At 50.3% G+C, this 12778-nt stretch carries 12 protein-coding genes and 1 tRNA gene; 6 read left to right on the top strand and 7 right to left on the bottom strand.

Annotated features, from left to right (window positions below):
* Nucleotides 1–109: 109 nt before the first annotated feature.
* Nucleotides 110–880 carry a hypothetical protein gene (locus H6F90_RS07830; protein ID WP_190551668.1) on the top strand — a complete coding sequence of 257 codons (771 nt, stop codon included), beginning with the start codon at nt 110–112 and terminating at the stop codon, nt 878–880.
* Between the two features lie 190 nt (nt 881–1070).
* On the top strand, nt 1071–2546 hold the full coding sequence (locus H6F90_RS07825; RefSeq protein WP_190551667.1) for a TM0106 family RecB-like putative nuclease: 1476 nt from the start codon (nt 1071–1073) through the stop codon (nt 2544–2546).
* Here the strand turns inward: H6F90_RS07825 and H6F90_RS07820 are convergent.
* The gene (locus H6F90_RS07820) at nt 2532–3047 is read right to left on the bottom strand and encodes a GNAT family N-acetyltransferase (protein ID WP_190551665.1); all 516 of its coding nucleotides are present in this window, start codon (nt 3045–3047) and stop codon (nt 2532–2534) included. The two genes, H6F90_RS07825 and H6F90_RS07820, sit on opposite strands and share 15 nt — an antisense overlap.
* 82 nt (nt 3048–3129) lie before the next feature.
* Here H6F90_RS07820 and H6F90_RS07815 point away from each other — a divergent pair.
* The 3 genes from H6F90_RS07815 (at nt 3130) to H6F90_RS07805 (ending at nt 5548) form a co-directional block, all read left to right on the top strand.
* Nucleotides 3130–3203: transfer RNA gene (locus H6F90_RS07815), tRNA-Asp, on the top strand.
* 103 nt (nt 3204–3306) lie between these two features.
* Nucleotides 3307–4752 (top strand): glutamate--tRNA ligase, encoded by a 1446-nt coding sequence (gene gltX / locus H6F90_RS07810; RefSeq protein WP_190551663.1) that lies wholly within the window; start codon nt 3307–3309, stop codon nt 4750–4752.
* Between the two features lie 292 nt (nt 4753–5044).
* Nucleotides 5045–5548, top strand: coding sequence for a hypothetical protein (locus tag H6F90_RS07805; RefSeq protein ID WP_190551661.1), 504 nt, complete (start codon nt 5045–5047; stop codon nt 5546–5548).
* A gap of 129 nt (nt 5549–5677) precedes the next feature.
* On the opposite strand, the gene H6F90_RS07800 is transcribed toward H6F90_RS07805, so the two are convergent.
* Together H6F90_RS07800 and H6F90_RS07795 are read right to left on the bottom strand one after the other, a co-directional pair.
* Nucleotides 5678–6400: a hypothetical protein gene (locus H6F90_RS07800; protein ID WP_190551659.1), complete on the bottom strand. Its 723-nt coding sequence runs from the start codon at nt 6398–6400 to the stop codon at nt 5678–5680.
* A 5-nt stretch (nt 6401–6405) separates the two neighbouring features.
* Nucleotides 6406–7485, bottom strand: coding sequence for a ParM/StbA family protein (locus H6F90_RS07795; protein ID WP_190551738.1), 1080 nt, complete (start codon nt 7483–7485; stop codon nt 6406–6408).
* A 503-nt stretch (nt 7486–7988) separates the two neighbouring features.
* Between H6F90_RS07795 and ftsH2 the strand changes: the two genes are divergently transcribed.
* A complete protein-coding gene (gene ftsH2 / locus H6F90_RS07790) occupies nt 7989–9875 on the top strand; it encodes an ATP-dependent zinc metalloprotease FtsH2 (RefSeq protein WP_190436490.1) in 1887 nt (628 codons plus the stop codon).
* 81 nt (nt 9876–9956) lie between these two features.
* On the opposite strand, the gene H6F90_RS07785 is transcribed toward ftsH2, so the two are convergent.
* The 4 genes from H6F90_RS07785 to H6F90_RS07770 all read right to left on the bottom strand — a co-directional run bounded on the left by H6F90_RS07785 (nt 9957) and on the right by H6F90_RS07770 (nt 12689).
* Nucleotides 9957–10262 carry a DUF6464 family protein gene (locus tag H6F90_RS07785; protein ID WP_190551657.1) on the bottom strand — a complete coding sequence of 102 codons (306 nt, stop codon included), beginning with the start codon at nt 10260–10262 and terminating at the stop codon, nt 9957–9959.
* 134 nt (nt 10263–10396) lie between these two features.
* Nucleotides 10397–11281 (bottom strand): glycine betaine ABC transporter substrate-binding protein, encoded by an 885-nt coding sequence (locus H6F90_RS30365; protein ID WP_190551655.1) that lies wholly within the window; start codon nt 11279–11281, stop codon nt 10397–10399.
* Nucleotides 11278–11916 carry an ABC transporter permease gene (locus H6F90_RS30360; RefSeq protein WP_190551653.1) on the bottom strand — a complete coding sequence of 213 codons (639 nt, stop codon included), beginning with the start codon at nt 11914–11916 and terminating at the stop codon, nt 11278–11280. Before H6F90_RS30360 ends, H6F90_RS30365 begins: the two co-directional genes overlap by 4 nt.
* Nucleotides 11916–12689 (bottom strand): ATP-binding cassette domain-containing protein, encoded by a 774-nt coding sequence (locus H6F90_RS07770; protein ID WP_190551651.1) that lies wholly within the window; start codon nt 12687–12689, stop codon nt 11916–11918. The genes H6F90_RS30360 and H6F90_RS07770 overlap by 1 nt, the downstream gene beginning before the upstream one ends.
* Nucleotides 12690–12778 lie beyond the last annotated feature (89 nt).

The raw sequence follows: 12778 nt of genomic DNA, 5'->3' as shown, positions 1-12778 counted from the left end.
AGCAATTTAGCTAGAGAAATCAATCCTGGGATACATCCCCAATTAGATAGATTTTTATAAATTGTTTAAGGAAAAATATTTAGTGTTCGTGTGAGGAACTAGATTCCCTATGGCAAACTGGCAACTACGTAGCTCCCTGCTGAAATCTGCTCTGATTGTTGGACTAGCGACTGTAATGGGTGCTAGTGGCAGCATCGGCATGGCTCTGATCGGGGAGCAGAGCGCGATCGCTCAAGAGCAAGCTCCCGCCGAGGAGACTCCTGCTGAAGAAGCTCCCGCTGAAGAAGCTCCCGCCGAAGAGACCCCTGCCGAGGAAACTCCAGCTGAAGAAGCTCCCGCTGAAGAGACCCCTGCCGAGGAAACCCCCGCTCCAACCGGGCAAGCTTCTGACCAACGAGTCCTTCCCATCGTGCTTGTCTCTACTGCTGGAGAAACGGCTAGCACCAGAGTTATTCCTGGCTACCAGCCTCGCTTTAGCAAGATTTTAGGCAGTGGTGCCCTACTTGTGAACGACGAAGATCAAGTCACAGGGTACTACTTCGCGACCACAGGTTTAGAGCCTAGCCAGACTCTGCCTTATCACTTTCATGGCGCTCTGACTGATGCTAACCCCACTAGTTGCGAAGGCGACAAAGCTCTATTAGATTCCGAAGTCGGTGGCGGCGTTATTACAGATTTGGCCGCGATCGCCCCGCTGCAATCTAGCGCTGGTGGCTTTGGTCGGGTTGGTTCACCCTTCAGCCCTGTTCAGCTATCTGCCCCGGTTGCTTTGGCAGACATCGGCTACCTAAACATCCACTCGACCCAAGGCACTCCTGTCGGTCCTGGCATCATTTGTGCCAACGTGCGCTTAGATCCCGCTGGCTTCGTGCGTAAGTAAGCGTTCTGGTAGGTCTAAAGTTTGGAATGATTTGAGTGGTATGGACTACTCAAATCATTCTCCTATACAACCACCAGAGGCCCTTTGGCGTTGCTGATCCTGAGATGAATCTGGGTTCTTCGACAAAGTAGGCTGATTTAGCAGTCTCTAAATACCACAACTAAGCAAATTTCCTGCTAGCGTTGAAGGCATGTTCCTGACTACTGAACTCCTACTACAGTATCAACGCTGTAGTCGAAGAGCCTTCCTAGATATCTATGGGGATCTCACTCAACGAGATCCTCCGAGTGATTACTTGCTCAAGTTAATCCAGGACAGCGCGGCTCATCGACGAACTGTGTTGACAGAGTATGCTTGGCAGCAACCCACCTGGCCGCCGAGAGATTGGATTGCTGGAAGCCAAGCCACTCTGGAAATGATGCGGCAGGGAGTAGAGTGCATTTACCAAGGGATTCTCCTAAGGGAGACACCAGAAGGAGTGACCTTGGTGAGTCAGCCCGATCTCCTGATCAAGCAGCCTGGTCAGTCTTACTTTGGCGATTGGATTTACGTCCCAACTGAAATTAGGTTAGGCAAGCGCCCCAAGCTGGAATACCAAATTCTGGCCACGTTTCATACCTATGTTTTGGCTGCGGTGCAAGGCGCTTGGCCTGAGACAAGTTGGCTAATTTTGCGAGAAAAAGGAGCTTACGAAGTCGATTTGTGGACTCTGTTGCCCCAGATGCAAACGATTTTGCAAGAGTGTTTGCAAACTCTGCTTGCCCCAGAAGCCCCAGAAGTTTTCATTGCTCGTAACCGCTGTAACCTGTGTGGTTGGTTGAACTACTGTTCGGGAGTAGCGCAAGCGCAACGGCATCTATCGCTGCTGCCTGGAGTTACTGCCAGCCGCTACACGCAGTTGCAAGCCCTTGATCTAGTTACAGTCGAATCTTTAGCCAGCTCTACGCCAACCAGGCTGGAGACTTTACCTGGTTTTGGCCCAGAAGTAGCTCAAAGGCTAGTTTGGCAAGCGCAGGCTGTGTTAGAGAACCGAGCGATCGCCTACCCAGACAAGTCACCTTCCGGCAAGCCTTTAAACTTGTCCCAAGAACTGCCGACTGCCCCAGTCGAACTTTATTTCGACATTGAAGCTGAACCAGACCTGAATGTGGCTTTTCTACATGGAGTATTGGTCGTCGATCGCCGAACTCAGCAAGAAACATTCCATCCTTTGTTGGCAGAGCGGCCAGAAGACGAGGTTTTGGTTTGGCAGCAGTTTTTGGAGTTAGTCAACGACTATCCAGATGCTCCGATTTTTCATTTCTGTCCCTACGAGCCTCAAACCGTAGCGCGCTTGGCGAAGCTGTACGACACACCATCTCCTTGGGTACGACCACTACTCAGCCGCTTTGTCGATTTGCATGAGCGGGTGACTCGTACGGTAATTTTGCCCGTCGAAAGCTATGCCCTCAAACCGATCGCTCGTTGGGTGGGGTTTGACTGGCGCGATGCCAAAGCGAATGGAGCCCAGGCAATTTGCTGGTATAGCCAGTGGCTAGAAACAGGCGATCGCGCTTACCTAGACGCGATCGTGCAGTACAACGAAGATGATTGTCGCGCCACTTACCAGATCAAAGATTGGTTGGTTGGGTTCCTGCAAGCAGAACTGTGCTCAGAGTTGGTCTAAAGGCTCGGTTCTAGAAATCTTGCGTCCCAGAATCACTAAATCTCGCTCTACTCCATCAAGACTAGCGACTTGCGGGAGATAGCCCCACTGCTGAAAGCCAAATTTCTCAAACAACTGCAAACTGGGTTGGTTGTGAGCAAAGATGAAGCCGAGCAAGTTTTTTAAGCCTAGCTGGGGGCTGTGCTGAATGGCTTGCTGCAAAAGAACTTGCCCAATTCCTCGACGCTGATAAGGTGCAGCGACGTAAACACTTACTTCGGCGGTGGCTTGGTAGGCGGGTCTGCCATAAAAAGATTGAAAGCTGAGCCAACCCACCACAGTTTGCTCCTGCTCCATTACCCATAAAGGCCGAGATTGATAGTCGCGATCGCGTAACCAAGCCAAACGGCTCTCTACCGTGACAGGTTGAGTATCTGCCGTAACCCTGCGGCTAGGAATGGTGGCATTGTAAATTTCTACGATCGCGGGTAGGTCAGCCTCCACCGCATCCCGAATTGGCATCTAAAAAATCCCTCAAGAAAAATTTGAGAAAACGTTTGACAAACCCGTGAAACATCAGCATAATAGAAATCGCGACTTGCAAGGGACTGTAGTTCAATTGGTTAGAGCACCGCCCTGTCACGGCGGAAGTTGCGGGTTCGAGCCCCGTCAGTCCCGTAAAATAAAATGTGAAGCATGAGGGATGAAGGATGAATTAAAATCTTCTTCATCCCTCATCCTTTTTCATCCCGCCTAATTGCATCCTTTCTAACTTTGACCTATGACTGTTCGAGTCCGTCTTGCCCCCAGTCCCACAGGGAACTTGCATATTGGTACTGCCAGAACTGCGGTTTTTAACTGGCTGTTTGCCCGCCATCAGGGTGGTCAATTCATCTTGCGGATTGAGGACACTGACATAGAGCGATCGCGTCCGGAATATACCCAAAACATCCTGGAAGGTTTGACCTGGCTAGGCATGACTTGGGACGAAGGGCCGTTCTACCAAACCCAGCGGATGGACTTGTATCGGCAGGCGATTCAATCTCTGCTCGACAAAGGCTTAGCTTACCGCAGCTACGAAACGCCGGAAGAGTTGGATGCCATGCGGGAAGCCCAGAAGGCGAGAAGCGAGGCTCCTCGGTACGACAACCGTCACCGTAACCTGACACCTGAGCAAGAAGCAGCTTTTATTGCTGAGGGCCGTCAGCCAGTCATTCGCTTCAAAATTGAAGATGATCGAGAAATTAGCTGGAATGATTTAGTCCGGGGCAAAGTCACTTGGAAAGGGCGAGATCTAGGCGGCGATATGGTGATTGCGCGGGCCGCTGCCGCTGATGAAATTGGACCACCCCTCTACAACTTTGTCGTGGTTGTCGATGATATTGACATGAAAATCTCCCATGTGATTCGGGGAGAAGACCATATTGGCAACACGCCCAAACAAATTCTGCTCTACGAAGCCTTAGGTGCTACAGCGCCAGAGTTCGGTCACACGCCACTGATTCTGAACTCAGCGGGAGCCAAACTCTCTAAGCGGGATGGCGTCACTTCCATTTCCGATTTTAAGCAGATGGGCTACGTGCCAGAAGCCTTAGCCAACTACATGACCTTGCTCGGTTGGTCTGCACCAGATGCTACGCAAGAACTGTTTACTTTACCCGAAGCGGCTCAACTATTTAGCTTCGATCGCGTCAATAAAGCAGGAGCCAAGTTTGACTGGGATAAGCTGAATTGGATCAATAGCCAATACTTGCATGCAATGCCTGTCGATCGCCTGACAGATTTGTTAATTCCCTTTTGGCAAGCCGCTGGGTACCAGTTTGACCCCACAGGCGATCGCGCTTGGCTAGAGGAGCTCACGAGTTTACTAGCAGCGAGCTTGGTACTTCTAAAAGATGCAGTCGAGATGAGCCAGTTGTTCTTCAACCCGATTGCTTTCACTGACGAAGCCAAGACACAACTCCAGCAAGCAGGCTCGGCTGCTACTCTGCAAGCGGTGGCTGCGGCTTTACCAAGCGACCACAGTCTGACTGCTGAGCAAGCGCAAGACATCATCAAGCAGGTGGTGAAAGAGCAGAACGTCAAGAAAGGCCTAGTGATGCGATCGCTACGTGCCGGATTGACTGGAGACTTACAGGGGCCTGATTTACTTCAGTCTTGGCTGCTTCTGCATCAGAAGGGACAAGATTTACCCCGTCTGCAACAAGCTTTGACGGTCGCTCAGTAAATCTTCGTGTCTGCTTTGTAGCAAATTAATCCAATCAAAACTAAAAATACTAGTTACTGAGGGAGATAGGGTGGTAAAACTATCTCAAGCAAAGGGTAGGGAACTCCGTTAGGAACCCTACCGTCTTTTTTACAAGAGTAGTTCTCACCAATCATTTACGGAGTGGGATCGGGCGCAAGCGTGCTCATTACACTCCGAATAACAAAAATGTAGGTTTAGAGCAATGGCGATCTGTTAGCGGCATGATTGCTATTTGCTACATTCCGTCAGTAAGCAGTTAAGGGCAACCAGAATGCGCAACAGTGGGCTAGGCAGAGGAGTAGGATTGCCAATCGCGATCGCGATCGTAGCTGGAGGTTTGATCACGACCCCGGCACAAGCGCAGTCAGCCCAATCTCCCTTACTTTCGATCTTTGAAAACGTTAAACTCGGTCCCAAGTTTTCCCCAGACCCAACTAGAATTCAGGGTATTAGTGGGGGGTCAGTGGCGGCTACAAGTATTGCAAAACGCAATGATACGATAACAGGACCGTGCAGCGGTTACATGGATACTAAGCCAGACCACACCCTCTCGCTGACAGGCTTTTTCGATTACCTCAGCTTGGAAGTCGAAAGCCCTGAAGATACTACCTTGGTGATTCAAGGGCCAGGTGGCACCTGGTGTAATGATGACCATCAAGGCAAAAACCCTGGTATTGCAGGTCAATGGCTTGCTGGAACCTATAAAATCTGGATCGGTTCCTACAAACCTGCTAGCTACCATCCCTACCGCATCAAGCTCTCAGAAGTTCGTTAATGGTTGTCCGTCCATCATCTCAGCCTATCCATTAATGAGTTCAGTTTGAGTGGGGAGTTGCTAAGGTGCCAATTCAGTGACTCCACACTCAAGGGCTGAAGCCTTTGCTAGAGGGCCAATCTAAATGACTTAGAAATCTTCTAGAAGAGAGCTGAGTCGGCTCAAAATTGGATCAGATTCGGGAGATAAAGCTGCTGTTTTTGAGACTGGCTCCTTGATAACAAAGATAGGTTCAAGGGCAATGGGGTTAGTAGGGATGCAAGTCTGAGCTGATAGTGGTGACGAAACTTCAACCATGCTAGGTGGAGGAGTCGGAACGGGGACAGGTAAGGTTGGTGGAGCCTGGTTAAGCTGAGATTGTAGGTCTGCAAACTGCTGAGCAATGTGAGTCTCGATCGCTTCAACTTGAGTCGTCAAGTGAATGAGCTGACTGGTTAATTGATTGAGATACTCCGTCGTTGGATTGTTGGTCGGTTGTTTCCAGCTAGAAAACCCGCGATCGCTCTTCGTTCCCAATTCCTCTAACTGCTGAGTAACTTGCCTGAGCTGAGCTTCAAGCTGATCAAATTGTTGAGATTGGTTAGCAACTAACTTTGCCTCCAATCGGTCTACTTGTTGCTGGATGGGTGCTAAAGCTGATTCAAAGTCAATAGCATGACTAACATCGTGATTGACAGACTGAGTGGGCTCAGCGGCTAATAAGGTTTGCTGGAGCGCTTGCTTACAGAGGTCGCTGAAACTGTCGTACTGCGCCTCGGTTAATGCGGCTTCGATCGCCACCAACAAAGTTTGGTCAGCAGCTTCCGGAGTAAACGTAATAGATTTATTCGTCTTTTTCGGGGGGGTGGGCATGGCAGTCAGACCTTGGTGAGTTGAGGATTAACAGTTGCCAACTGGGCGCGGCCATAGAGGTATTGGCCTAATGCATTTGCTTTGCGCGACGGTTGGGCTAGGTGAATGCGCAACTGCGCCTCCTCTAGCAAGGGTTGAAAATCTGGCCAGAAAAACTCGCCACCCCCACCACTGACGATCACATCTGTAACTCGTTCTGGTAGCCAAGCGATTAAACGGTTCGACAACTCACGGGCAAAACTCTTCCGCAAGCTGGGCAGAATAGTATCCAAATCCGTTGGGCGAGTGGCACCACGCGGACGATAAAACCGTTGTCCTTGAGGTCGATTCACTGCTTCGATTAACGAGAGCGACTGACTATCTGCGCCTTGAATTTGACTTGCCACTTGGTCGTAGAACTGGTTCATGGCAAAGGGTTCGCTCTTGGAGGCTCCGCGCGCAAACCGAAAGCGATCGACCATGAGAAAGTCAGTAGTTTGGTGGCCAATATCCACGATCGCGACTGACAAATTTGGCAAGTCAGGACTATGAGCGTCTTTGTCTTGGGCTTCACACCAGATTAGGCTGCCATAGCCTTCTGGCATCACCCACACCTGCTGAATGTTGACGGCTTTTGGCTCGCCTCGGTAAGCCAAAACATGGGGCGATCGCAGCAAACTGATTAATTGCTCCTTCTCACGGTCGAACTGCTCTTGGGAGTGGTAAGGCAGTCCCAAAACCACAGCTAAATCTCCGCTGAGATTGAAATGCCCTACGCAAGCCAACACCTTGACCAAGGCATCTTCAACCTTGGATTGTCCAACGCCTAAGTTGGCTCCAAAGTCTGCTGCTAATTGCCCGATCGCGTAGCCTCGACCTTGGTGCTCCAACCAAATATCTAATAGCGCATCAGTAGAACGGGACTCGAACCCACCCCGTCGCACTTGGTCAACGGTTAAGTGAGCGACATTCGCAGCAATCAGCACTACATCATCGGGATAGCGGCTCACGCAAGCTTTAGTAGAAGTTCGGCCCAAGTCAATACTCAAAATTGCAGCATTGCTGGAATGGCCATTGAGTGAATTAGAGGGTTGTCTGGCAGTCATCGAATTATTCACCTCTCGCTTAAATTCATAACTGTGCATGCCCTGTCTTGACTACGAAGCACTGATTCAAGCCCTCAGGAGGGATGGATGAATAGCCAAAACTCGGTAAAGTTTTGGCATAGGTGCTAAGAAGTGGATGCTGAAAAAAGTTTGAGTCTGGCTGAGCCTAGACCTGGTAAACCTAGCTTTGTAAACCCAGATCTGGCGATCGCTTTCTTTAGGCCCTATTTCTATAGTACAAAGGTACTATATAGCATGGTTTATGAGGAGACAAACCCCTTTGCTTGCCCCAATCCTGATAATTAAGTTAAATTTGATTAAGAAGCTGTTTTAACCGTTCTTAAGCAAGCTCCGACAAACCTGAGCTTGATAGATATGAAGCTAAGGGAAATTAATTTAGCTGCCCTTGATTCAAAAACTCTATTCTGCGAGTGGGATGGCTCACTCACGCCGAATCTAACTGTTGTGCTCCGTGTTGCTCCGTATATAGAGGCCACTAACTTATGAAATTGTCTTGGAAAACAGTGCTGCTGTGGGCACTGCCCGCTGTGGTCATCGGTTTCTTCTTTTGGCAAGGCGCTTTTGCTCCAACTCCAGTAGATATGAGCAAAAACGCAGCAAGTACCCGCATGACCTATGGGCGCTTTTTGGAATATCTAGACGCAAGTCGAGTCACAAGTGTTGACCTCTATGAAGGAGGACGGACAGCAATTGTAGAAGCGGTTGATCCAGAATTAGATAATCGGGTGCAGCGGCTCAGAGTAGACCTGCCGGGTAATGCTCCTGAACTGATTTCCCGCCTCAGAACCGAAAAAATCAGCTTTGATGTGCATCCACCCCGTAATGATGGTGCCATCTGGGGCCTATTGGGGAACCTAGTCTTCCCAATCTTGCTGATTGCGGGACTCTTCTTCTTGTTCCGTCGCTCTAATAATGTGCCAGGTGGCCCTGGTCAAGCCATGAACTTTGGCAAATCCCGCGCTCGGTTCCAGATGGAAGCGAAAACGGGTGTCATGTTTGAGGATGTGGCAGGCGTAGAAGAAGCCAAGGAAGAGTTGCAAGAAGTTGTAACTTTCCTCAAGAAGCCAGAACGCTTTACTGCCGTTGGTGCCCGCATTCCTAAAGGGGTGTTGCTAGTGGGTCCTCCAGGAACAGGTAAAACTCTCTTGGCTAAGGCGATCGCCGGGGAAGCGGGTGTACCTTTCTTCAGCATCTCTGGCTCTGAGTTCGTCGAAATGTTTGTCGGTGTGGGTGCTTCTCGCGTCCGTGACCTGTTCAAGAAAGCGAAAGAAAACGCGCCTTGCATCATCTTTATCGATGAGATTGATGCAGTCGGTCGGCAACGGGGCGCAGGCATTGGTGGTGGCAACGATGAGCGGGAACAAACCCTCAACCAGTTGCTCACTGAAATGGATGGCTTTGAAGGCAACACTGGCATCATCATCATTGCCGCAACTAACCGTCCTGACGTCCTAGATTCAGCTTTGCTGCGTCCGGGTCGTTTCGATCGCCAAGTCACGGTAGATGCTCCTGACATTAAAGGCCGTGTAGAAATCCTGCAAGTCCATGCTCGCAACAAGAAGCTATCTGACGAAGTTTCGATCGACTTAGTGGCTCGTCGGACTCCTGGCTTCACCGGGGCAGACTTGGCAAACTTACTGAACGAGGCCGCTATTCTAACCGCACGTCGCCGTAAAGAAGCGATCACCATGCTAGAAATCGATGATGCAGTCGATCGCGTGGTAGCTGGGATGGAAGGCACTCCTCTGGTCGATAGCAAGAGCAAGCGCTTGATTGCTTATCACGAGATTGGCCATGCGGTGATTGGCACCTTGGTCAAAGCTCATGACCCCGTCCAAAAAGTCACTTTGATTCCTCGCGGACAAGCTCAGGGCTTGACCTGGTTTACTCCCAGCGAAGAGCAAGGCTTGATTTCTAAAGCGCAACTGATGGCTCGGATCATGGGAGCTTTAGGCGGTCGTGCGGCTGAGGAAGTGATCTTCGGTGATGCTGAGGTGACTACTGGGGCGGGTAATGACCTGCAACAAGTCAGCAGCATGGCGCGGCAGATGGTGACCCGGTTCGGTATGTCTGACTTAGGCCCCTTGTGCTTAGAGAGCCAATCAGGCGAAGTGTTCTTGGGCCGCGATTTGATGACTCGCTCGGAGTTCTCCGATGAGATTTCGTCTCGGATTGACGCTCAAGTCCGCTCAATTGTGGAGCACTGCTACGATGAATCTCGTCGCATCATCCGTGAGAACCGCACCGTAATCGATCGCCTGGTGGATCTCTTAATTGAAAAAGAAACCATCGACGGCGACGAGTTCCGCCAAATTGTGGCTGAGTACACGGTAGTACCCGAGAAAGAGCAGTACGTGCCTCAGCTCTAATCTCTAAAACTCAGAAACTTTAAGAAAGGGGATGGTGAAAACTATCCCCTTTCTTGCGTTTACGGCATGACTAGAAGTGTCCTAGCTAAACTCAATTGACTCGTAATACCGACAGTCCTGACACGGCCCTAGAGGATTCACCGCACAACGTAGATGCGCCGATCGCGCATTAAACCGACAGGTAATATCGCCTGTAAGCAACCCCAGACCTTCGACATAGCGCTGGTCGCTAGAAGCTCGACGGAGATTTTGTAAACTCCGACGTTCTACTGCTGCCATTGCCACCCTTAATCGATTCTGGGCTCTGATTTCTGCTCGCTGCAACAGCCATAGCGATAATAGGGGAGGCAATAAGCCTAGCGTGATCACTAAAATGATTTCGATCATGGCAGCCCCCTTGCTACAAACATGATGCGATCGCCAAACATTCTTGGGCCGAAAGGCCAGCCTGATTGACGTTGCTCTACTTAATCACAATCCTAATGAATTCATCTAGGAAGTGTCTAGCTGGCCAAAAATCCCTACAAGTTTTGAGCTTTGCGGAATTCTTCTACCACTTGCTTCACATCGCGGCGCTTGCCATCTACTTCGTAGTTGAGTCGTCGCATCTCGGTTTCAGAGATTTTGCCAGCCAGCCCCTGGAAGACAGAGCGCAGTTCTGGATGTTTTTGTAGGGTTTCTTGACGCACAATAGGGGCAGCCTCGTAAGGCGGAAAATATTGCTTATCGTCTTGTAGCACCACTAAACCTAGCGAGTCGATCAGGCCATCCGTGGAGTTTCCAGCGACGAGATCGACTTGCTTGTCGGTAAGCGCCCGATACAGCAAGCCTAGGTCCATCACTTTGGGCTGCTCAGCAAATTTGAGATTGTAAGTTTTCGCTAACCCAGGAAAACCGTCGGCGCGTTCTAAAAACTCGTACCCAAAGCCTGCTTGCCACTGTGGAGTATATTTTGCGACTTGAGAGAGAGTTTGGAGATTATTCTTACGAGCATCATCGCCCCGAATCACGATCGCGAAGGTGTTGTTGAAGCCTAGCGGTTCTGTCCATTCCAACTGGAACTGCTGAGCATAAGTTTGTTTCACCTGCTGGTAGACCGCTTTGGGATCGCTAATAGCAGTTTGCTTAAGAATTGCTGTGTAAGCGGTGCCTGTGTATTCCGGATAGACGTCTAGCTCGCCAGCTACAATGCCTTGATGGCAGACAAATGTACCCCCCAGATTCAAACGGCGATCGACTTCGAGATTGGTTTTCGCTTCAATTTCTTGAGCCAGCAACTCCCCTAAAATCACTTGCTCGGTGAAGTTTTTGGAGCCGACCACGATACGTTGATTGCTAGAGTTGCAGCCTGCGATCGCCAAACTCAAAACGCTTGCGATTAAACCCAAGACAACTGTTCTTCTCATCGGGAACCCTTTAGTGTTAGCCGCCGCTCCAGCCAGCCGAAACCAAAATCTGCCAACAATGCCATCACCGCCGCTGGAATTGCGCCAGCCAGAATGAGTTGATTATCCACTACTGCCACGCCGCGAAAGATAAACACCCCTAATCCACCTGCACCGACTGCCGCTGCGATCGTCGCTAAACCCACGCCAATCACCGTCGCCACTCGTACCCCCGCCAGAATGAAGCCCAGGGCCAAGGGCAGTTCTACTTGCCACAACAACTGCCAGTCGGTCATGCCCATGCCCACTCCTGCCTCTCGAATCGCCGGATCAACGCTGACAATTCCGGTGTAAGTGCTGCGAATAATAGGGAGTAAGGAGTAGAGAACTAACGCCAAAATCGCCGTTTGCACACCAATCCCGCCTAAAAATGGCACTGGAATCAAAAAGCCGAATAGAGCCAAACTGGGAATCGTTTGTACAACGTTGGCGAATCCTAAAATTGGCTTACCGAGGTGTGGCTTGCGAGTGATCAGGACTCCTAAAGGAATGCCAAACAGAATCGCGATCGCCAGGGCAATCCCCACCATCTGCACATGCTCTAGGGTGTGCTGAGCAATCTCACCCGCATAACGGCTCCAAAACTCACCCAACATCAACTGGCTTCCCGGTTTGGCATGGTATTAAACGGCTGTAAGCACTGGGTAAAGGCTTGCACTTCTGGAAGGGGCGATCGCAAAAACTCTTCTCGTGTCCCCCAGAAACTCAATTGACCCTCTTGCATTAAGCCAATTTTAGAAGCGAGGAGAAAGGCTTCTTGCACATCATGAGTCACAAATATCACGGTTTTGCCGAGTTGCTGTTGCAGTTGGCGAAACTCTCGTTGAATTTCTAACCGCGTAATCGGGTCCAGCGCTCCAAACGGTTCATCCATTAACAATAACGGTGGGTCAGCCGCTAAAGCTCTGGCCACTCCCACTCGTTGCCGTTGACCGCCCGAAAGTTCATGAGGATAACGGTGGGCAAAATGCTTGGCGTCTAGGCCCACAAGTTCTAGAAGCTCCTTGACACGGGCAGAGATGCGATCGCGCTCCCATCCTTCCAGAGCGGGTACCACCCCCACATTCCGGGCCACTGTGAAATGCGGAAACAACCCCACTTCCTGAATCACATAACCAACCCGTCGTCGCAGTTGAATCGGATTCCAATGGCTGGTAGGTTTGCCTTCTACCCAAACTTCGCCACTCGTCGGCAATAACAACCGATTGATCAACTTGAGAGTCGTAGTTTTGCCGCATCCACTACGTCCCAACAAAACTAAGATTTCCCCTCGATGCACTTCAAAATTTAGTTGAGTAATCAAAGCACGCTGCTTAAGGCGATAGGTAACATCCCAAAACTTAACGGCAACCTGACTCACCTCTGACATCCATCACCTATTCCACAACTGATTAGTTCTCTCAATCCTAGTTGGAGCAGACCTAAACTGCTCAGCGATCGCACTCAAATCGAGAATGC

This window comes from Trichocoleus sp. FACHB-591 (genome assembly GCF_014695845.1).
Lineage (GTDB): Bacteria > Cyanobacteriota > Cyanobacteriia > FACHB-46 > FACHB-46 > Trichocoleus.
Note: the sequence above shows the minus strand (reverse complement) of the source record. Positions and strands in the feature narration are given on the sequence as shown.

Bases quoted from the DNA above. Each gene is read 5' to 3' on its own strand.
- H6F90_RS07830 (WP_190551668.1), top strand. From the start codon at position 110: ATGGCAAACTGGCAACTACGTAGCTCCCTGCTGAAATCTGCTCTGATT.
- H6F90_RS07825 (WP_190551667.1), top strand. From the start codon at position 1,071: ATGTTCCTGACTACTGAACTCCTACTACAGTATCAACGCTGTAGTCGA.
- H6F90_RS07820 (WP_190551665.1), bottom strand. From the start codon at position 3,047: ATGCCAATTCGGGATGCGGTGGAGGCTGACCTACCCGCGATCGTAGAA.
- gltX (WP_190551663.1), top strand. From the start codon at position 3,307: ATGACTGTTCGAGTCCGTCTTGCCCCCAGTCCCACAGGGAACTTGCAT.
- H6F90_RS07805 (WP_190551661.1), top strand. From the start codon at position 5,045: ATGCGCAACAGTGGGCTAGGCAGAGGAGTAGGATTGCCAATCGCGATC.
- H6F90_RS07800 (WP_190551659.1), bottom strand. From the start codon at position 6,400: ATGCCCACCCCCCCGAAAAAGACGAATAAATCTATTACGTTTACTCCG.
- H6F90_RS07795 (WP_190551738.1), bottom strand. From the start codon at position 7,485: ATGACTGCCAGACAACCCTCTAATTCACTCAATGGCCATTCCAGCAAT.
- ftsH2 (WP_190436490.1), top strand. From the start codon at position 7,989: ATGAAATTGTCTTGGAAAACAGTGCTGCTGTGGGCACTGCCCGCTGTG.
- H6F90_RS07785 (WP_190551657.1), bottom strand. From the start codon at position 10,262: ATGATCGAAATCATTTTAGTGATCACGCTAGGCTTATTGCCTCCCCTA.
- H6F90_RS30365 (WP_190551655.1), bottom strand. From the start codon at position 11,281: ATGAGAAGAACAGTTGTCTTGGGTTTAATCGCAAGCGTTTTGAGTTTG.
- H6F90_RS30360 (WP_190551653.1), bottom strand. From the start codon at position 11,916: ATGTTGGGTGAGTTTTGGAGCCGTTATGCGGGTGAGATTGCTCAGCAC.
- H6F90_RS07770 (WP_190551651.1), bottom strand. From the start codon at position 12,689: ATGTCAGAGGTGAGTCAGGTTGCCGTTAAGTTTTGGGATGTTACCTAT.